Annotated in this window: 15 protein-coding genes and 1 pseudogene; 11 read left to right on the top strand and 5 right to left on the bottom strand. The window is 39.6% G+C overall.

The window, feature by feature from the left end; all coding sequences use genetic code 11:
• Nucleotides 1-13: 13 nt before the first annotated feature.
• The 4 genes from L0B17_RS11510 to tsgA all read left to right on the top strand — a co-directional run bounded on the left by L0B17_RS11510 (nt 14) and on the right by tsgA (nt 5,671).
• On the top strand, nt 14-379 hold the full coding sequence (locus L0B17_RS11510) for an MliC family protein (protein WP_235084943.1): 366 nt from the start codon (nt 14-16) through the stop codon (nt 377-379).
• A 754-nt stretch (nt 380-1,133) separates the two neighbouring features.
• Nucleotides 1,134-2,960: a PKD domain-containing protein gene (locus L0B17_RS11505; protein WP_235084941.1), complete on the top strand. Its 1,827-nt coding sequence runs from the start codon at nt 1,134-1,136 to the stop codon at nt 2,958-2,960.
• 756 nt (nt 2,961-3,716) lie between these two features.
• Nucleotides 3,717-4,424 carry a purine-nucleoside phosphorylase gene (gene deoD, locus L0B17_RS11500; protein ID WP_235084940.1) on the top strand — a complete coding sequence of 236 codons (708 nt, stop codon included), beginning with the start codon at nt 3,717-3,719 and terminating at the stop codon, nt 4,422-4,424.
• A gap of 77 nt (nt 4,425-4,501) precedes the next feature.
• Nucleotides 4,502-5,671 (top strand): MFS transporter TsgA, encoded by a 1,170-nt coding sequence (tsgA, locus tag L0B17_RS11495; RefSeq protein ID WP_235084939.1) that lies wholly within the window; start codon nt 4,502-4,504, stop codon nt 5,669-5,671.
• A gap of 325 nt (nt 5,672-5,996) precedes the next feature.
• On the opposite strand, the gene L0B17_RS11490 is transcribed toward tsgA, so the two are convergent.
• The gene (locus tag L0B17_RS11490; RefSeq protein WP_235084937.1) at nt 5,997-6,668 is read right to left on the bottom strand and encodes a Crp/Fnr family transcriptional regulator; all 672 of its coding nucleotides are present in this window, start codon (nt 6,666-6,668) and stop codon (nt 5,997-5,999) included.
• 511 nt (nt 6,669-7,179) lie between these two features.
• On the opposite strand from L0B17_RS11490, the pseudogene L0B17_RS11485 reads away from it, so the two are divergent.
• From L0B17_RS11485 to L0B17_RS11460, 7 genes and pseudogenes are all read left to right on the top strand, one after another.
• Nucleotides 7,180-8,969: pseudogene (locus tag L0B17_RS11485) on the top strand (DUF885 domain-containing protein).
• Between the two features lie 177 nt (nt 8,970-9,146).
• A complete protein-coding gene (locus tag L0B17_RS11480; protein WP_235084935.1) occupies nt 9,147-9,629 on the top strand; it encodes a response regulator transcription factor in 483 nt (160 codons plus the stop codon).
• Nucleotides 9,623-9,751, top strand: coding sequence for a hypothetical protein (locus L0B17_RS18290; protein WP_443019888.1), 129 nt, complete (start codon nt 9,623-9,625; stop codon nt 9,749-9,751). Before L0B17_RS11480 ends, L0B17_RS18290 begins: the two co-directional genes overlap by 7 nt.
• Nucleotides 9,752-9,909: 158 nt before the next feature.
• On the top strand, nt 9,910-11,034 hold the full coding sequence (locus L0B17_RS11475) for a M14 family metallopeptidase (protein WP_235084934.1): 1,125 nt from the start codon (nt 9,910-9,912) through the stop codon (nt 11,032-11,034).
• 24 nt (nt 11,035-11,058) lie between these two features.
• Nucleotides 11,059-11,376 (top strand): zinc ribbon domain-containing protein, encoded by a 318-nt coding sequence (locus L0B17_RS11470; protein ID WP_235084932.1) that lies wholly within the window; start codon nt 11,059-11,061, stop codon nt 11,374-11,376.
• A complete protein-coding gene (locus tag L0B17_RS11465; protein ID WP_226409982.1) occupies nt 11,373-11,654 on the top strand; it encodes a YeaC family protein in 282 nt (93 codons plus the stop codon). Before L0B17_RS11470 ends, L0B17_RS11465 begins: the two co-directional genes overlap by 4 nt.
• A gap of 147 nt (nt 11,655-11,801) precedes the next feature.
• Complete coding sequence (locus L0B17_RS11460) at nt 11,802-13,127, top strand: IS4 family transposase (RefSeq protein WP_235084930.1); 1,326 nt, start codon at nt 11,802-11,804, stop codon at nt 13,125-13,127.
• 92 nt (nt 13,128-13,219) lie between these two features.
• Here the strand turns inward: L0B17_RS11460 and L0B17_RS11455 are convergent, their stop codons facing one another.
• The 4 genes from L0B17_RS11455 to L0B17_RS11440 form a co-directional block, all read right to left on the bottom strand.
• On the bottom strand, nt 13,220-13,741 hold the full coding sequence (locus tag L0B17_RS11455; protein WP_235084929.1) for a DUF1993 domain-containing protein: 522 nt from the start codon (nt 13,739-13,741) through the stop codon (nt 13,220-13,222).
• 152 nt (nt 13,742-13,893) lie between these two features.
• Nucleotides 13,894-14,493, bottom strand: a complete 600-nt coding sequence (locus tag L0B17_RS11450) for a pentapeptide repeat-containing protein (protein WP_235084928.1) — start codon at nt 14,491-14,493, stop codon at nt 13,894-13,896.
• A gap of 64 nt (nt 14,494-14,557) precedes the next feature.
• Entirely contained in the window at nt 14,558-17,260 is a 2,703-nt protein-coding gene (locus L0B17_RS11445; protein ID WP_235084926.1) for a bifunctional acetate--CoA ligase family protein/GNAT family N-acetyltransferase, read from the bottom strand.
• Nucleotides 17,261-17,587: 327 nt separating this feature from the next.
• On the bottom strand, nt 17,588-20,764 hold the full coding sequence (locus L0B17_RS11440; protein WP_235084924.1) for an efflux RND transporter permease subunit: 3,177 nt from the start codon (nt 20,762-20,764) through the stop codon (nt 17,588-17,590).
• Between the last annotated feature and the right edge of the window lie 2 nt (nt 20,765-20,766).

Genomic DNA, 20,766 nt, shown 5'->3' with positions numbered 1-20,766 from the left:
AATGAGGTGTTCAATGAAACATATTTTTATAGGTGTACTTTGCGGCTTTGCCGTACTTTCCTGCGCAAGCAAAACAGATGATATTCATACTAGTGAAGCAACTCAAAATGCGACTTTTAGTTGTGATCAAGGTGGGACCATTAGCGCATTATATTCAGCAGATGGTAGTGAAGCTATCTTAGACATCAAATTGGTAGCGCAGCATATCGATGTCAAAAATATACACCTTAATCAGGCTATATCTGGCTCTGGCGCTCGTTATATTAATAAAAAAAATAACGTTGTAGAGTATGAGTGGCACACTAAAGCTGATTTTGCATTATTGAGTATCACCTTAAGCCCTGATAGGACAATAAGTGTATCGTGCCACCTAAATTAAATTATTATATAGAAAGTTGCCAATATATTTACGACTGCTGAAAGCACGAGTAAAATTAATACGATTTCTTGTTATCTTGACGATCTGCACTTTATTAGTGGGGTGTTAAAACGCTACAACAAAAGCTCATTGAGCTTTTTTTTATCGATTTTGTTCAAACCATTAATGACCGAACATCAAAAACCATTCATTTTAAAAACAACCTATTAAAAAAACAGTCATTTAACAAGAAGTCCATTATTCATTATCAACCTAGTAATGAAGGTGTTTGGTTACACACCTTTTACCGAGAGTTTGGCAAACTACTCAACCAACTACACTTTATCGCAGGTAACCGAGCTACAGCCTATTCATTCCGTTACACCTTTATTGATGTGTTTAAGCAACTGCAAATAGAGTAATTGTAGTGGCACAGATTGTTGGACACGTTTATCACTACACTCAACCACAACAACCTATGGACGATACGGTAAGCAATATAATGTGAAAACACGCAAACCCTGATTGATAAAGTAGAGTACGCGCTTTATTAAGGGAAGATAATTCAGGTTAATGCGCTAAATGGGGTTTGTCTTTCTATGTTGTTAACATCTTAAAATTGACGTTAAATATATTTATCTATAAAAAATATGATCTTAGTTGGATCAAACAATCTTTAGTGATAACATTTTTTAGTAATTAACGATAATAGTGCATTTTTTTAACATTTATTTTAGGTTAATAAAATTTAAATACAGCCATATAAGGATATACAGTGAAATTGCATCGGATGGTAACATTAACGCTCTTAATGAATTTAGCGGCGTGTGGTGGAAGTGGTGGTGGAAGTGATGATGGTTCTGAAGATATATCACTGGATCCGCCTCCGGTAAATAAAATTCCGGTAGCTAATATAGTATCTGTTCCATCGGTGATTTCGATGACAGAGGTACAACTTAATGGCAGTAATAGTATTGATCCCGATGGGCAAATACAGTCATATCAATGGTTACAAATTGATAATGGTTCGCCAAAGATTATATTTTCGGATGCTACGCAGTCTGTTACCAGTTTTATAGCACCTGAAGTACAGCAAGATACTGAATTGAGCTTTAAATTAACTGTTATGGATAATGAAGGGGCGAGTAACAGTGCAAATATATTAATGACTATTTCGCCTGTACCGCTTCAACAAGGTCATCAAGGCCAGGTTATTGATGGGTATCTTATCGGAGCGACTGTTTGGTTAGATATTAATAACAATGGTCAGCTTGATGAAGATGAGCCAAACGATGTAACAGTTGCTGGTGGTGAGTATTCATTAAAATACAATGCCGAACAACAAATTTGTGCCACGTTAGTGCCTGTGAGAGTTAATGTACCTGTTGGCGCTATAGATGAGAGTGAAGGTGAGGTTACCTCTGCTTATCAACTGATTTACCCTCCGCTTTATGGCCAATTTAATCCTGAACAAGCGACATATATTACCCCCCTTACTTCAGCTGTTTGGGATCTGCTATCGTCTAATCCTAAGGTCAATAGCGATCATCAAAATACAGGGTTACTTCAAGCTAGCTGTCAGCATTTAATTGAGAATCCTCATCTTCAATTAAATTATGTCTCTTTGATTAATGAAGCTATTGATGATTTTACAAGAAAGTCGAATATACCTATAGATGACTTATTCAGTGATTTTATCGAAACTGATAATCAGCAGCTTCAAAATACTGCCCGCAGCTACGTGATCGGATTAGCCTTAAGCTTGAAGAAAAAAGCAGAACTACTCACTGATGAGAAATATAAAGACGCAAGTTATATTCGAGTGATTCATTACCTTGATAAAGCACCTGCCGCAGAAAAGATTACTGAGCCTGTTTGGTATCGAGATATTGCGATTTTTTATCCGAACAACAGCCAATTTTTTTCTGAGTCAGCAAGAATGGCAACGGATGGCAACGATAATGTAACTGATGAGGTTCTTTACGTTTATTATCGCCGTAATAATAGTGCATTTTCTTGGGGTAATAACGGTAGATATATCGCCAATTATGATGAGCGAAATATTGCTAGTGGAGAGTTAGAGACTTGTTTTAACAGTGAAGCTGTTGAAATAACACATGATGTAGGCCTAAGCCCTGTCAAATTCAAACTCAGTAATAATTATGCGATAAACAGTGGTATTTGCCAATTTACGGCTGATATTTTTGCGCAAGCTTACGAACGTCATTATAGCGTTAACTATAGTGAAAATAAAATTAGTTACTTATTGGAGTTTTCACAATTTAAAACCAACGATATGTTTCCTACGCTTAATCATTGGGTTAATTTAGCGGATCGTTCAGCTGAATATTCAACTACCGAATTGATTACCTTGTTAACTGATTATGGTTATACATTTACAGATGACAGTAATATTGTTGATGCTAATTTCAATTGGCATAAACGTAAAACTGACGATTCTCAACAGTATAGAGTAACGACTGACAAGTATTATGATGCAGCGTCAAGAGTACTGAAATGGATTCGATTAACAGAGCAAAGTAATCATACTAGCATTCAGCAATGCAGTGACAATGGTATTCATTGGGGAGCTTGTTCATAGTGTTTTCTTGGTATCTGGCATGTCTATATGCCAACATGATTAGCCATAATTATTGATGAATATTTAAGCCTTGGCCTTATGTTTAGTTATCTTTACTGACTATAGATAATGAAGGATAGCAAGACCAAGACAGTTAATCGTTAGTCTAGAATATACGCCTTACAATCACTGCCGCTATCGAGTGATTCGTAAGGTGGCACAGTCTGCTGGAGCCACACCAGTATTGTCGCTGGAAGAGATAGGAAGCATTTATGCAGCCGGCATAAATAGCGACGAAAAGTTGTAGTATGCAACAGTGAAGTCTTGTGTATTTTGGGTTAGCTTGCCCCTTTATCTCACCCGTTAGCGCTTGGATGTAATAACCTAGCGCTTTTTTATCGCTTTAAATCGGCTATAGTTGGTTGCTTAAATCAAAATTCGACCCTGTAATTGATTCTGCGTAACTACCTAATTTATATCTGATTTACTGCCACTCGCATTTGAAGGTTTCTATACGCTTACCATTTTATCAGCACTCTAGAGCAGCTGTATTTAAAACCAACGACGTTATTTCACATTGAGTGATATAAAATTGGCAGACTTAAGCAAGACATTAAGCCTTATTCAAGTTTTGCAGGCTTGATAAATTACCCCAAATAAGGGCCCAAATATAAGACAATAACCTATTTGAATATATTTTGTTAATGCGGACTTAAGTCCTATAACTATTATGTTCCGCTCCTTATTATGATGAAAATCATTCAAATAGGAGTATTCATGACTGCACATATTAACGGAACAGCAGGCGACTTTGCTGAAACAGTCATCATGCCAGGTGATCCACTACGTGCGAAATATATCGCAGAAAACTTTCTAGATAATGTGAAAGAGATAACCAATATTCGTAACATGTTGGGGTATACCGGCTTTTATAAAGGTAAACGTATTTCGGTAATGGGCCACGGAATGGGTATCCCATCAATGGTGCTTTATGCTCACGAGCTCGTGACTGAGTTTAATGTTAAACGAATTATTAGGGTGGGTAGTCTTGGTGCTACTCAGCATCATATTAAAATCAACGATGTCATTCTAGCTCAGGCTGCTGGTACCGACTCTCCGACGAATTCAAAACGCAGCAGCGGATATCAAATGGCGACCTCAGCAACGTTTGACCTACTCCATAAAGCATATACTATCGCCCTACAACAGCAGATTAGCGTGAAGGTGGGTAACATATTCAGTGGCGACATGTACTACGATCCAGACGAAGACATGATACCTGCTCTAGAACGTTTCGGGGTACTCGGCATAGATATGGAAGTTGCTGGGTTATATGGATTAGCCCATCATCAAGGAATAGAGTCATTAGCCATTTTAACTGTTTCAGACCACTGCTTAACGGGTGAAGAAACGAGTGCTGAAGCTCGCCAGCTTACATTTAATCACATGATAAAGCTCGCATTAGAGACGGCTTATCTAGACTAAAATATTGCCTAAAGCCTCCCATTATGGTGCTGAAACCTTCTCTATCTCGAGTTGCTTTAGCAAATCAGGACACAAAAATGAAAAATAAAATATCCTTAACTTTACTTAGCTTTTTAGCCAATTTTGTTATAGCTGGCTTTGCAACACAATTTGGTATGTTAATTGAGCCCATTGCTGAGAAATTTTCAGCCAATGTTAACGAAGTTGCATCCATTTTCTCGTTACTTAACGGCGGAGCGCTAGCAGGTACCATTGCGGCATTTTTCTTAATTGAGAGGATCGGCTTAAAACGAATTACCTTATTAAGTTATTTTGTTATTGCTGGCTGCGCAGCAGCAATACATTTAACTGACTCATTAAGTGTAGTGATGATAACCATGACAGTGATTGGATTATGCGGTGGCATAGGACTCTGTGTTGCTGGAACAATTGTCGTCTCAATTTGGAAAGATAAAATTCAAAGTACAATGTTTGTAGTACAAGATGCTACATTCAATATTGCTGGCGTGGTATTTCCATTAATTACCACCTATGCTTTAAGTAATGCATTATCATGGAGTTACAGTTATATGGCAGTGGGCGTAGTGGCCTTGGGAACTGCCATAGTCGCGTTGTTAACTAACTTTTCTTTGTGTGAAAGCTCCAATGACTCAGCAAGCCTAACAGATAAGTCCGAATGGAACTTAGGCATAATAAGCGGTGGCATTGGGTTGTTCCTCGGTATGTTGGCGCTGTATACATTCCTTACATGGGCGCCGATGTTTGTTAAAACCAAATTCAATATTCCATTCGAAGAGGCCGGTAATATCATTACCCAATACTGGTCAGCTGCACTTATTGGTGCATTGGTTTCAACAGTGATTGTATCTAGAGTCAAAATCCAGCATTTTGTAATGGGTATGATTTGTTTAGCGTTAATCATTACTAGCTGGATTGTTACGACTAATAATCTAGACTCGATTGGCTATTTGACTTACGGTTACGGTTTCGCTTGCGCAGCATTATATAACGCCTTTATTGCTTATGGTGTTTCATTTGTCAAAACTGCAAGTAGTCGTAACGTATCATTTATATTAATCAGTGGTAGCGCGGGGGCAATGTTTAGCCCAGCCATTAGTTCACTATTTGAAAGCATCATAGGCGTACAAATAGTCATGTATGCTATTCCAGTGATATATGCATTGATTATGATAATGTTGGTGTTTTCAAGTCGCCAGAATAGCAAGCTAACCAAGGCTTCTAATTGAAAATAAAAAGTTAATCGCCTAGAAAATGCTAGTTAGTTAAACTGACTGGCATTTTTTCTATATGGATACTTGCTAGATTTTGATTTAATTTGCCTAGAGCAAACGCCGCCTTTCTAAAACCCAGTAGCAGTTTGTTAAGCTTATGCTGTTTTAGTCTAGGTCTAATTTGTTACTGTTTAGTGATATTCACAGGCGCTGTAAAACAGCGTGTTTTAAAGACCTAATATCCAACACCACTTCTAATATAAGATTGAGGTGCTTTAAAAGAGCGGTCAATTGATTAATTAATCGGTGTGTTAACGGATTGACATTAGACCGTTAGTGCTTATTCAATGAATGCTTTGAGACCCGGTAAATCACAAATGACCAAACCTTCTTTGTCTCTTTTTATCAGTCCTAAATCTTCAAGCTTTTTGACTGCACGGCGATATACTCTGTCAGTAGTCGCGAATCGCTCAGCTTCTAAATAACATTTAGAAAATCCTTCAACACACTGAACATTCAAATGCTTATTATAAAGTTCATAAGCTATGTTATACGCAATTGGATAAAGCATTCTACGGGCAAAAATATCAACCGTTTCCTGATAATCTATGGCAATAGCACTGGCAAAAAATAATGCGAATTTAGGGGTTTTAAGCATTGCTTGCTGTAACTTGTCGCCATTGATAATTGCAATGTCTAATGGTTCTTCGGTGATAATATCTAGTTGGCAAAAATATTGGGTAAAAAACTCCATTTCACCAAAAAGCTGTGAATCGCAATTCATGGTACCTAGTTGAAAACGGCGACCATTTTTAGCTGTGTAACTCATCGAAATGTGACCATGGGGTACCAGGATAAGCGAGTTTACCTTTTGGCCTTGCCGCATTAACTTATATTGCGATGGGACTGTCTTAGTGTCAGTGACACATTCTCTAATTATAGCTTCAATCGTACTATACTCTTGTTCCCACATGGTATGGAAACGTCCTTTAGCAAGCGGTTTTAACTGCATAATTTTAATCGATTTTAACGGCTTTAAAGTTAATTATAGCCAATCTTTGATCCATTAACAAAAAAGTTAACAATGTGCTGTTGAAGTAAAGCTTAGCAGAGTATTAATCCAGCAGCTGAACAGAATGACACTTGATAGCCATAGTAAATCAATAATTTCGACAAGTTTATCACGCCGTAATTTTACATTAATAAATTGATATATATAGTTATAATGGCAGTTGGTGTTCTGTTTTGTAAAAGTGTAGCTAACTATCTACTATCAGTAATGTCTCGTACCTTTGGAATACCTAGATAAACGGTAAAAAGAGTCGCTTTTTATGGCATAAATAATTGTGTGACAAGAAGTGTCAAAAGGATAAATTGTACTGCAAATAGTTTTGAAAAATGGTTAACTATTTAACAAATATCCAATAGTAAACGAGCTGTAAATGCACCTTAATTAATAGCCGTTACATTATTAGCAGCGACATAAATCGTTCTTAAGTTAACTAAAACAATAAAGGCATTATATGAAAAAGGCGTTAATTTCACTTTCTGTAGCGGCTGCACTTACTGGGCTAGTAGGTTGTCAAGACCCTGTAAATTCAAATAAAAATACAGTAGAGACAACCCAGACCCAGGCATCATCTCAACAAGCTAGCCAGTTATCGTTTGCTGATTTTTCGCAGCATTTTATTGATGATTTATGGCTATTAGCGCCAACTTGGGCAATGTACAACGGTAAGCATATTAACGATGGCTATCTTGATGTGCCTAACCAAGCAAGTCGTGACAAAACCCTCGCATTTGTTGCCAAACACAAGGCCTTATTAAGCGCCTTTAATCAAGACACTTTATCTGCTAATCAGCTTATTGATTATAAATTACTTGAAAATCTATTGAATAAATTTGAGTGGGAAGTGAGCACATTCAAATCATGGCAGTGGGATCCTTCAAGTTATAATGTTGCCGGTGGGTTTGCACAAATTATTAATGAAGATTTTGCCCCGTTGGATGAGCGTCTTATATCGGTTATTGCGCGTTTAGAAAGTGTGCCGGCCTATTATCAAGCTGCTCAAGAAAATATTAGTAAGCCAACATTGACACATACTCAGTTAGCGATTCAGCAAAACCGTGGTGCGTTCTCTGTACTTAATGACGATTTAGCTAACAAGGTTGCTCAGTCTGGCTTAAATGCTCAACAAAAAGCCTTGTTTACCAGCCGCTTCAACAGCGCCAAGCAAGCGATTAATGCTTTATTGATTGGTTGACGGTGTTAGAGGCAGATCTAGTCGCCAATGGTGGCCGTGACTTTAGAATTGGTGAAGACTTGTATGAGCAAAAGTTTGCCTTAGATATTCAAGCGGGCATGACAGCTAAACAACTATATGACAAAGCCGTTGAAGATAAGAATCGTGTTCAAGCAGAAATGGCTAAAATTACGGCTGACATTTGGGCTAAGCATATTGAAACCGCTAAACCGACTGATGACAAAATAGCCATCAGACAACTCATTGACGTACTGTCGTCAAAGCATGTTAAGCGCGAAGATTTTGTTGATGATGTACGTAAGCAAATTCCTGAATTAGTGAAGTTTGTTAACGATAAAAAACTGATTAGCCTTGATCCTAAACAGCCGTTAGTGGTGCGTGAAACACCTGAATACATGCGGGGATTTGCCGGTGCCTCAATTAGTGCTCCAGGGCCTTACGAAAAGGGTAGTAACACTTATTATAACGTGACGCCGCTTGATGATATGAGTGATGAATCGGCCGAAAGCTATTTGCGCGAGTACAATCATTGGATTTTACAGGTGCTGAATATTCACGAGGCAATACCAGGTCATTACACCCAGCTTGTGTATTCAAATCAATCTCCTAGTTTAGTTAAAAGCTTATTCGGTAACGGTGCAATGGTCGAGGGTTGGGCTGTGTATACTGAACGTATGATGCTTGAGGAAGGTTATGGCAATTTTGAACCTGAAATGTGGTTAATGTATTACAAATGGAATTTACGTGTTATTGCTAACACCATTCTAGATTACAGTATTCAAGTGAAAGGCATGGGCGAGCAAGATGCTATCGCCCTAATGGAAAATGAAGCCTTCCAGCAGCGTGCTGAAGCCGAAGGGAAGTGGCGCCAGGCAACATTAAGCCAGGTGCAGTTAACCAGTTACTATTCAGGTTACCGCGAAATTTACGATTTTAGAGAAGAGTTGAAAGCTGACAAAGGTGCAGACTTTGATTTAAAACAGTTCCATGAACAGTTTTTAAGTTACGGTAGTGCACCGGTGAAGTACATACGCCAATTGATGAAATAGCTGATAATTTAACTCGTAGCCAATAAAAAGCCTGAGTGATCAGGCTTTTTATTTTGAAAGAGTTTATAGAGAACACATCACCAATTCATTTGAACGTAAAAGTAGATTAACACCTATTGACATGTTAATCTTAATGCAAATAGTTATCATTTGTGGTGTGTTGTGGGAATAATATTATTGATCGATCAACAGCTCGAAATGAGTTTTGATTTAACGGCACAATTAACTGAAATCGGTTATCAGGTCATTGTGGTTAATAATGCATTTCAAGCGCGAGTTAATTTAGAAACTCAGTTATTTGAAGCTGTATTAGTTGATCTGTCGGTGCCTAAAATGGAATCATTTTGGTCATTTGTAACCGGAAAATGTTCGACACCTATCATTACACTTGCAAGTAAAAATGATGAGTTTGAAAAAATTAACGCACTAGAGCTTGGTGCAGATGATTACTTATCAAAACCTTTTAATCTTCGCGAGTTACAACTAAGACTTAACGTTATAAAGCGACGTAGTAACCTAGCCAGTAATGCAGACGAGCCAATAACGATCCGTTTTGATGATCCCAGCTACTCATTAAATTGTAATGGTCATAAAATCACTTTAACCAATACCGAATATCGCTTATTTAAATATCTATATGAACGCCAGGGGAGGTGGTAACCAAGCAAGAGTTACAGTTACGTGTATTGCATAAGCAATTAGGTAAATTTGACCGTAATTTAGACATGCATGTTAGTAATACCCGTAGAAAATTAGCCAATCGAAATTTACCCAGGAGTTAATTAATACAGTGAGGGGACAAGGATATAGCTTTAGTTTTTAACGGTTCCCACTAATAGCGGTATTTGGTAAACTGTGGCGATAAAAATAGCTTACATGAAATTAATAATGTCATTTACATGTAGACAAAATGCGACAGCAACTTACTAAAGGATACCCTATGCGGATCAGTGCAAATTTTGATGGCGGCAATATTGAAGTGGTTAACATTGATAAACACGATGATATTCAGCTTGCTATAAAACCCGATTTTGGTGGTGAGTTCTACCAATGGTTTAATTTTCGTTTAGAAGGTTCTGTTGGCCAAACTTATACTATGCATATCAACAATGCTGGTACAGCATCTTATCCGAAAGGTTGGGAAGACTACCAAGCAGTGGCAAGTTATGATCGTCAACACTGGTTCCGTGTTCCTACAGCTTATCAAGATGGTAAATTAACTATTACAGTCGATTTAGATTGTGAAGCGATTCAAATAGCTTATTTTGCACCGTACAGCTATGAACGTCATTTAGACTTAATCAGCGAAGTCCAATTACACCCATCAGTGAGTTTAGAACACTTAGGGTTAACCCTTGATGGCCGTGACATGACCTTGTTAAAAATTGGTGATGATGACGAAGATAAAAAAAGTATCTGGATTACTGCAAGACAGCATCCTGGCGAAACCATGGCAGAATGGCTCGTTGAAGGTTTGATTAGTCAGTTATTAGACAGTGACAATCCAACCTCTAAGTCATTATTAGATAAAGCTAATTTTTATATTGTGCCCAACATGAATCCAGATGGCAGCGTGCGCGGTCATTTACGCACTAACGCGGTTGGCACTAACCTAAACCGTGAATGGCAAACACCTAGCTTAGAAAAAAGCCCTGAGGTGTTTTATGTCGTCAATAAGATGAAAGAAACCGGTGTTGATTTATTTTACGATGTTCATGGTGACGAAGGTCTGCCTTACGTATTTTTAGCCGGTTGTGAAGGCGTGCCTAATTACACAGATAAAATGGCGCAACTTCAAAGTAAATTTGTCTCATCGCTACAAATTGCTAGCGCTGATTTTCAAACCGAATATGGCTATGCAAAAGATGAACCTGGCAAGGCTAATTTAACTGTTGGTTCTAATTGGGTAGCGAATACCTTTAAGTGTTTATCAAATACCTTAGAAATGCCTTTTAAAGACAATGCTAATTTGTCAGACCCTTTTGTGGGCTGGTCACCAGAGCGCAGTATTTATCTAGGCGAAGCGTCTTTATTAGCGATGTTAGCTGTAGTAGACGATCTGTAAACGGTAGCAGAAGGGTTTTCATTCATGGCATTAATTGAATGTCCTAAGTGTCAAAAACGCATTTCTAGCCAGGCTAAGGAATGTCAGCACTGCAAAGTGAGTTTGGCAGGTAGTACTGAGTCATTAACTAAAATAAGCCATATTCAGCAATCGAATAAATTGATGAATCACAGTTTAGTTTTTTTATCGCTGTTTATTGCCGGCGCAGTGGCTTGGTTTTGGGGTGGGGAGCAAGCACAAGGAATACAAGCCGTTGTGGCTGTTTCTTGTTTTGTTGTTGGTTTTGTGGGTTATTTTATTACTCGAGTTAGGCTCGTGCTACATAAACGGAAATCAGTATGAACGATATCAACAAAGTCATTGATGAAATGCCAGAAGAGGTTTACCACAGGTTAGTGTCTGCCACTGAATTGGGTAAGTGGGAAGATGGTACTGTGTTATCTGAAGCTCAGCGTGAATCAACATTACAAGTGGTTATGCTTTACCAAGCGCGTAAGCTGAAACAGACAGACCACTTTACAATTGGTGCTGGCGGGGCGATTAATGAATTGTCTAAAACTGAATTGAAAAAGCAGTTTAAGGGCGAAGCCATCGCTGAGTTTAAAGAACCTGAAATGTAATTATATATACTTGATTTAATAATAAAAATGCGAGCAATATGCTTAATGCCGATCAGTTAAGAACTGAAGTGATAAAAAATATACCGATCTATTGACCGATCCTTTTAGTCTGCCAAAATCCGATAATCTTTATTATCGGATTTTTTTATGGAACTTTCAGAAGCACTTGCTCGCACTTCAATTAACCGACTCACCGAATTTTCATCTCTTGCTGATGTCCTTGAACCCGATATTATTCAATCTTGTCTAGACTCCAATGGTGTTGCCACATTAAGACGTCGAAAACTCCCCATGGACGCTATGGTTTGGGCTGTTATTGGGATGTCTTTATTCCGCACTGAATCCGTTCGTCAATTGATTAACAAGCTTGATATTGTGCTGCCACAAGAGGTTGATTATGTGGCGAGAAGTGCTGTCACACAGGCCAGAAAAAAGCTTGGCAGTGATGTGGTTCGCGATATATTTCATCGCTCAGCGGCCACATGGCATCAACGTGCTGAACATCCTCATTGGTGCGGTTTGAACCTCTTTGGCGTTGATGGCGTAGTCTGGAGAACGCCTGAAACGAAAGAGAATAGTGCAGCTTTTGCGCGCACAGCAAACAAATCAAGTGAGTCTGGTTACCCTCAAGTGCGCATGGTTTGTATGATGGAACTGAGTAGTCATTTACTGGTTGATAGCGTCTTTGACAGTGTGGCTGAAAATGAAATGAACTTAGCGGCTAAGCTTATCAAAAGTGTACCCGACAACAGCTTAACCTTGTTTGATAAAGGCTTTTACTCGCTAGGCTTATTACACGATTGGCAGGCTAAAGGCGTCAACACCCATTGGTTATTACCGTTAAAAAAAGGCACTCAATATGAAACAATCCGCAGTTTAGGTAAGCACGATAAGCTTGTCAGGTTAAGTACAACGCCTCAATCGAGAAAGAAACGCCCTGAATTACCATTAACAATAGAAGCCAGATTAACCACTCGTCAGATAAAAGGTAAACAGGTCAACATTCTGAGTTCAATGCTTGATGTTATGGCCTATCCGGGTGCAGAAATAGTTGATTTATATACACATCGCTGGGAGATAGAGCTGGGTTATCGAGAAATGAAACAATATATGTTAGAAAGTCGATTTACGCTGAGAAGCAATCTTCCAGAGTTAATAAATCAAGAGCTATGGGGACTATTATTAGCTTATAATTTAATACGTTATAAAATGATTTTAATGGCGAAATCGCTTAAAAATGTATTTCCAAATCAGCTGAGTTTTCGAGATGCTTCATCTCATATTATCAATCAACTCACTAATATGCCGTTATATGCACCAGGAAATGTTCCGAGGTTTATTTTAGATATAGAGAGAAATGCCAAGCAGTTTAAGTTGGAAGGAAAACGAGAAAGAAGTCATCCAAGGTGCTTAAAAGTCAGTAAAAATGGCTACCCAGTCGCAAAAATAAAAAATGCCGCTCACCTTAAGTGAACGGCATTAAGCAATATGCTCGCATTTTTTATGGCTTTAACTAAGTTAATCATTCGCTATCAACTTAGCTAAATTCGACACTTATTCGCTATTTAAAGGATTGGCGCTTTGTAAGGCATGGCACCTAAATAGTCTTTTTTACCTACTTCAACACCGTTATGGCGTAATATTGCGTAAGCCGTGGTGATGTGAAAGTACAGGTTAGGAATGGCATGCTCGATAGCAAACTCGTAACCGGTAAGGTATTTACCTTCCCAACGTGGTTGAGAGATATGAATGGTGGCAGCATTTTCAAAATCTGCTTCGCTAAAACCCTCAAGATATTCAAGCACAGAAGCAATGCGTAGACGCAGCTCTGCTAAGGTCGTTTCGCTGTCATCATGCTTAGGCGCAGAGTCTAGTTGTCCGGTTAATCGAGCGACTCCCACTTTAGCCGTGTCGCAGGCAATTTGTATTTGACGGATTAAGTTAAACTGATCAGCCGCTAGACGTGAGTTCAATAATACAGCGATATCGACACGCTTAAGCGCTGCAAATGCCTCACCTTTATCAAGAATGTGGTTTAAGTTATTAAGCATTTTGCTAAATTGTACTACGGTTAAATCGTAAAGCATGGGGGGCGTCCTCAATGAGAGCTGCATACTGGCAGCATATAGGTTGTTAGTGATAACACAAAAGCAGCTAAACCCGTAAAATTTTTTAAAACTAAAGCAAAATTTCGCTAGCTGTTTGGTAAGGATTTATTATCCTGAGTGATGTTAATCATTTAATCGACTAATTCAATACCTAGGCTGTCTAGCAAGCTTAATGCTTCATAACGTGAGAATTTGGCTTGTTTAATGGTATTTTCAAGTACATTGATAGTGAAGTGAGTCGACTCCGTCAAGTCTGCTTTTTGCAGATTGGTACGCATAAATAAACTTTGGCTAAAGTCACAATAAGTCATACATGCATTAGAGAAGTCACCACTGCGAAAGTCCACTTCATGCACTTTACATTCCTCTAAGATCACTCCATGTAAGGTTAATCCAAAAAAGGAGCTATCATTCATAATACAGCGAATAAAAGATAACTCAGGATTAACAATAAATTTTGGCCAATTAGCTTTTGTCCAATCAATACCGATCATTTTACATTCTATAAAACTCACTTCTGTAAACTGCGAGTAATTCACTTTGGCTAAACTGAAGTTACAGTGGTTGAAATTGCAGTTAACAAATTTACAGTGAGCTAAGGTTGCAGAAGAAAAATCACAACTGCTAAATTCACATTCTTCAAACTCTGCCTCAGAAATAAGTAAGGAGCCAATATTTAAGTCGTTAAATACTTGATTATAATATTGTTGATGGTCTTGTATTTTAATCACTTTTATCTCTATTTTATGGTGTTAGTGTTAAATTCGGTACTGTATATTGCAGTTTGTAAACCAATCACTTACTTTCTGGTTCGAAAGGCATGTGCATTTTTATTAAGTGCTCTTCCATATCAAACGAGACTTCAAAACCCAGTGATTTGGCTAAATTGGCCATGTTACGATTTTCAAACATAGTAAATCCGGTTAATACAGGTGTACCATTATTGCGATAATAGTGGATTAATTTTTCCAATAACCGCTTACCTAACCCAATACCTTGGTAGTCGCTGCGAACGGCCATAGCAAACTCTGCTTCGGTATTATCAGGATCTGTTGATGCTCTAACCGCGCCTAGAGTTAACTCTTGGCCATTAGCTAATACGGTGGTGGCAATAAAGGCCATTTCACGGGAGTAATCTATTTGCGTTAATACTGCCATTTCTTCATGGGTCATTTTAGACCTCACACCAAAATAGCGCTTATAGCGATCTTCTTCAGATAACGAATTATCAAAGTCCATATGTTTAGGCTCATCCTCAGGTAGGATTGGTCGTAACATGACTTTTAGACCATTTTTGAGGATCAGTGTTTCTTCTAATTCTTTAGGGTAGGGTAAAATGGCCAGTCGGTTACTGGTATCATAACCTTGTGGGTGTAAACGCATGTCGACATCTAATAAGGTGATATTGTCTCCCGCGGCTAACACAGGGTTGAGATCTAATTCGGCAATTTCAGGGCAGTCAATAATTAAGTGTGATATTTGGGTTAACATCACACACAGCGCATTCATGTTCAGTCCAAGCGGCAAGTGTCTGTCGCGTAGCTTGTTTGCCTTTAACGCTTGGATCACCATATAACGCGCTAATGCCATATTTAATGGTGGTAATGCCACGGCTGCATCTTGGGTTGGGTCCCACAGCGTGCCGCTTTCCCCTAAGCAAATGGCTGGCCCAAATACAGGGTCGTTGATGACCGATACGCGAATTTCTTGTGCCCCTGAGGTTAATGCCATTTTTTGAATTACTAATCCTTCAATACGAGCATCAGGATTAATTTGGTGTACTCGATCGATTATAGAGTGGGCAGCTTGACTGACTTCCTCTGCACTGGTTAAGTTAAGCATGACTCCGTGAACATCTGATTTATATTGTAAATCAGGTGATTGCACTTTTAAAGCAACCGGATAGCCAGCCGCATCGGCTGTTGCCACGGCATCTTCAATATCACTTACAAACCAGGTATCGATAGTATTGAGGCCATAGGCTTTGAGTATATTACTGACTTGGTAGGTGCCTAGCACTAACTGGTTTTGTTGTTGTGCTTGTTGTAGCAGTTTTCTAGCCGTTACGCTGTCTGTAGGAATATTATCTGGGATCGATTGTGGCACTTCTTGAAGCAGTTTTTGATTGCGACGATATTCCACCATATGCATAAAAGCGCGCACCGCACCTTCTGGCGTTCGATAAGTGGGAATACTGGCCTTGTTGAATTTTTTTCTAGCAAGATACGCTGAATCTTCACCGCTCCAGTTGGTTAAAATATTTAATCTATTTTTACGCGGATGCTGCTGATAAGTATCAATGATACTTTGTGCGATGAGTTCACTTTGTTGTAAGACTGACGGAGAATGTAGCACTAAAATAGCATCTATATTATCTTCATCCATCAAGCGTTTAAGGGTTTCACCATAACGTTTAGCATTAGCGTCACCGACCATATCGATAGGGTTTTGTTTTGACCAGGTGCTTGGCAGTTGTTGATGTAAATCATCAATTAACACTGGTGACAGCTGTGCTAACTTGCCGCCTTTAATAATCAGTTCGTCAGCGGCAAGTACAGCAGGGCCGCCGCCATTACTCATAATGGCAAGACGCTCACCTTTTAACACACTGGCATGGGCTAAACTTTCAACCGCGGCAAATAATTCAATTAGATCGTTTACACGTAGCATACCCGCCCGCTTAAACGCCGCATCAAATACCGCATCATTACCCTGTACGCCTCCAGTGTGGATCATGGCCGCTTTTGAACCTTCATGGGTTCTACCTGATTTAATTACAAATATCGGTTTATTACGTGATGCAGCTCGAGCAGCAGATAAGAATCGGCGTTTATCATTAATCGAATCGATATAAAGCATGATCGCTGAGGTTTTACTGTCTCGACCGAGATAGTCCAGTAGTTCATCAAAATCAATATCTGAGCCATCGCCCAGAGATATAAACGACGAAAAACCAATATCTTTGTTATTTGCCCAGTCTAAAACCGTGGTGCAAATTGCCGATGACTGTGACACAAAAGCCACTTTACCTTGCTTGGCACTGGCGTGGGCTAAACTGGCATTGAGGCCAATAGTGGGTAAGATCATGCCTAAACTATTGGGGCCAAGAATACGCATGCCGTAACGTTTGGCATGTTGTAGGGTAAGGTGTAATAAATTTTGCCCCTGTTCATCAAAGGTGTCAGCCATGCCGCTGGCCATAATGATGGCGGCTTGACAGCCAAATTGGGCTAAACGTTCGACAATAGCAGGCACCCGATGCGCTGCTGTGCAGATAATGGCTAAATCGGGTTTTACCGGTAAAGCTTCAATGCTGGAGTAAGCTAATACGCCCATCACCGCAGTATATTTGGGGGTAACAGGCATAATAGGGCCAGAAAAACCGCCGGATAATAAATTACGCATTACCGCACGGCCAGCACGGGTAGGCGAGTCAGAAGCGCCAATTACAGCTACGGATGTAGGCTTGAACAATGCAAGAATACTTCGTTGACTCATTTAATGCTCCTTTGAAATCAAACATGTTAGCTTTGTAAGTAGTGAAGTTATTGGTAATATCGTGGTGAAAAAATAGTCACTAATAACCGTCTGTTTGCCAAAGTAAAATTGATTGGGGCGCTATTTCTTTGTGATTGTTTTTCTCAATACAGACCCTAGCCTAGAATGAAACAACAATTGAAGCATTGACCGGAGTCAATCTTATAACAGGCATAAGCCATATTCCATTTGTTGTTTTATTATTTTATTTTGAGATATTGATTCAGTTATAAAAATGCCAGCATCTGCTGGCATTTTCTATTTATGTAAAGTACTCATGCGAGTGGATTAAGTCGAAGCTTGCTGGCTATTTTTTTCCGGCACATACAGGCCGATAAGTTTTCCCATCATGCTTTTACTGTCTTCTATAGCAATATACAAACAGGGGATTAAACATAAGGTCACTACCGTGGCAAACAGTACACCAAAGGCCAGTGACACAGCCATTGGGATAACCATTTGAGCCTGCATACTGGTTTCAGCCATAATGGGTACCAAGCCTATAAAGGTGGTCAATGATGTCAGCATAATGGCTCTAAAGCGGCGGCAGCCGGCATTTAAAACCGCCAACTTCATTGGCACCCCTTGTAGGCGGGATTTATTGACATAATCCACCATCACCAGACTGTCGTTAACCACTACCCCTGCGGCGGCAATGATGCCGAATATTGATAAGGCGCTTAAGTCTATCCCTAATATAATATGACCAAGTACAGAGCCAATCACCCCAAATGGGATCACGGACATGATCATAATAGGTTGTAAATACGAGCGCAGCGGAATAGCCAGTAAACTATAAATCACTAACAAAGAGATAATAAAGTCACGGGTTTGCGTGTCAGCACTGTCTAATTGCTCTTGAATACTGCCTGATACTTCACTGTTAACCCGCGGATATTTAGCTAATAACTCAGGAATAAAGTTGTCGCGTATATCTTTGGCTAACTTGAATGGTTCGGCTTGCTCTGCGTCAACAGAAGCCCAAACGTTAATGGTTCGGTTGCCGTTTTCACGGCGAATGCTGTTAACACCTTGCACCACTGAAATTTCAGCCACTTCAGACAACGGAAGCTCAGCACCTTGATTGGTTTTGATCAATACTTCTTGTACTAATGCAATTGAGTTACGTTGCTCTTCAGGGTAGCGAAGCATCACTTTGATTTCTTCACCATTACGAATAATCCGCTGGGCTTCTAATCCATAAAAGCTGCTACCGACTTGGCCTGCAATATTGGCTAAAGTCAGGCCTAAACTATGGGCCAAAGGCTTAAGTTGAAACTGTACTTCTTTCGCATTTGATTGACGGCTGTCATTGATGTCGCTAACCCCTTTTAGTGAGGCAAGTTTATCTCTTAAGGCCAATGATGCTGCAACTAATTGTGCCTCGTCTTTACCTTCTAAGCGGAAGCTAATATCGCCATCTTCTCGGCCACCGCCAAATAAGCTGTCTTGAATGGTGAAGGACTTCACCCCCGGAATATGCGGCATAGCTTGACGCCACAGCTCAGCCACTTCAAAAGTATTGATAGGGCGTATGCTTGGGTCGACTAACTTAGTCATAATTTCTGCGCTAGTACGACCACGAAGATCGACCTGCATTTCAGCTATCATGCCTTGACCATATTTCTCAACTAACTGTCTATCGACATTATATAAGGTCGCTTCAATAGCTAAAGCCGTGTCTAGGGTCGCTTTTTCTGAGGCATCCACGTTCATTTCCACTTTCACACGTGGAAAATCGTGAGGGATCTTAGGCTGGCCGATAAATCGGACTAAGCCACCAGCATATAAGCCAACACAGATCAGGATTAAGCTGATAAACACCATAATCACTGTATAGCGGTACTTAACCGCGACTTCTAGGCTAGGGCGATAAACGGTTTCAATAAACCAGCTAAGACCCGTATCAACGTGCGATTGCACATAGTTAACCCCATTGCGTAACCAATCGAGTGGATTTTTAGACCCTGGCTGGACTACTTTGGGTTTTTTCATGTGAGCTAAATGCGACGGTAAAATCAGCTTTGACTCTACCAATGAAAAGATTAAACATAAAATAACAACAAAACCAATGGCTTGACCAAAAGCGCTTGATGGGCCGTCATCGAGTGTTATTGGCAAAAATGCCGCAATAGTGGTTAATACACCAAATGTGGCTGGCATTGCCACGCGTTGTACCCCACGGATAACACTTTCAATATTTTGACCGTTTTCTTGACACTCTGTATGGGCACTTTCCCCCATGACAATGGCATCATCAACGACTATTCCCAGCACCAGAATAAAGGCGAACAAACTGATGACGTTAATCGTGACATCAATAAACGACAATGGCATGAATAACAGTGTACCTAAGAAACAAACAGGTAACCCCATCATCACCCAGAAGGCGAGACGGACGCGTAAAAACAACGCTAGCATTAGAAACACCAACACGGCACCGCTTTTCATACTGTCTAGCATTAAGTCTAAACGACCTTCTAAGTAGTAGGTCATATCAACCCAAGGCTCAAACTTAACGCCTGCTGGTAGCGCTTTTTGTTTCTTTTCTACGTAGGTTCGAATGGTTTCCGCTACATCGGTAATACTTTGATTACGCGCCGCGCCAATAAAGAAGGTGACTGAGTTTTTACCATTAAACTTAGAGTATTGAATACCATCTTCAAAACCATCGGTAACGGTTGCTACATCACCAACTAATACGGTAGTGCCATCTTCAAGCGTGAGTAAAGGTAGGTCTTCGAACTCATAACCGACATATGCCTGGTTTTCTACCCGTAGGTTAATATAACCGTTTTCAGCTTTAATTTGTCCGGCTGACATATTGCGAGAATAGCCGCGTACGGCTTCAGCAACATCATTAAAGGTTAGGCCAAATTCACGTAAACGGTCTTTACTGACTTCAATACTAATTTCATAGGCTAAACCACCATAGTATTCGGTAATATTAACCCCAGGCAGTTGCATCATTTCTTGATGAATTCGCTCGCCTAAATCTTTTAGCTGACGTTGATTTAAATCGCCATACAAACTGAGATACATTACTTCTTGTCGAATTTTAATTCGCTCGACTTTTGGCGGTTCCATGCCTGCAGGGAAGGTCGAAATTGAGTCAATTTCAGATTTAACTTCTTCTAACACAACCTGTGGATCGTATTCATCTTCAATTTGAAAATAGCCATTGGCCATGTTTCTATTTGAATAGGTGATAATTCTTTTCAGGCCTTGAACTCGCTCAAGTGCTTGTTCAATTTTAACCGTAATACCTTCTTCTACTTCCTGTGGTGCCGTGCCTGAGTAAACCGCACTGAATTCAATCCAGTTAATTTCAACCGCAGGAAAAAACTGTTTACGGATAGAGTTGGCGGTGAGTAATCCGCCGATGATAATAATGATCATTAACAAGTTAGCGGCAACAGAGTTACGCGCAAACCAGGCAATTAGTCCTTTATTGGTATCCTCCATGA

The sequence above is a fragment of the Shewanella sp. OMA3-2 genome, assembly GCF_021513195.1.
Taxonomy (GTDB): domain Bacteria; phylum Pseudomonadota; class Gammaproteobacteria; order Enterobacterales; family Shewanellaceae; genus Shewanella.
Note: the sequence above shows the minus strand (reverse complement) of the source record. Positions and strands in the feature narration are given on the sequence as shown.

What these genes read in the sequence shown, in the direction of transcription:
- L0B17_RS11510 (WP_235084943.1), top strand. Translation starts at nt 14, where the DNA reads ATGAAACATATTTTTATAGGTGTACTTTGCGGCTTTGCCGTACTTTCC.
- deoD (WP_235084940.1), top strand. Translation starts at nt 3,717, where the DNA reads ATGACTGCACATATTAACGGAACAGCAGGCGACTTTGCTGAAACAGTC.
- tsgA (WP_235084939.1), top strand. Translation starts at nt 4,502, where the DNA reads ATGAAAAATAAAATATCCTTAACTTTACTTAGCTTTTTAGCCAATTTT.
- L0B17_RS11490 (WP_235084937.1), bottom strand. Translation starts at nt 6,668, where the DNA reads ATGCAGTTAAAACCGCTTGCTAAAGGACGTTTCCATACCATGTGGGAA.
- L0B17_RS11475 (WP_235084934.1), top strand. Translation starts at nt 9,910, where the DNA reads ATGCGGATCAGTGCAAATTTTGATGGCGGCAATATTGAAGTGGTTAAC.
- L0B17_RS11470 (WP_235084932.1), top strand. Translation starts at nt 11,059, where the DNA reads ATGGCATTAATTGAATGTCCTAAGTGTCAAAAACGCATTTCTAGCCAG.
- L0B17_RS11465 (WP_226409982.1), top strand. Translation starts at nt 11,373, where the DNA reads ATGAACGATATCAACAAAGTCATTGATGAAATGCCAGAAGAGGTTTAC.
- L0B17_RS11460 (WP_235084930.1), top strand. Translation starts at nt 11,802, where the DNA reads ATGGAACTTTCAGAAGCACTTGCTCGCACTTCAATTAACCGACTCACC.
- L0B17_RS11455 (WP_235084929.1), bottom strand. Translation starts at nt 13,741, where the DNA reads ATGCTTTACGATTTAACCGTAGTACAATTTAGCAAAATGCTTAATAAC.
- L0B17_RS11445 (WP_235084926.1), bottom strand. Translation starts at nt 17,260, where the DNA reads ATGAGTCAACGAAGTATTCTTGCATTGTTCAAGCCTACATCCGTAGCT.
- L0B17_RS11440 (WP_235084924.1), bottom strand. Translation starts at nt 20,764, where the DNA reads ATGGAGGATACCAATAAAGGACTAATTGCCTGGTTTGCGCGTAACTCT.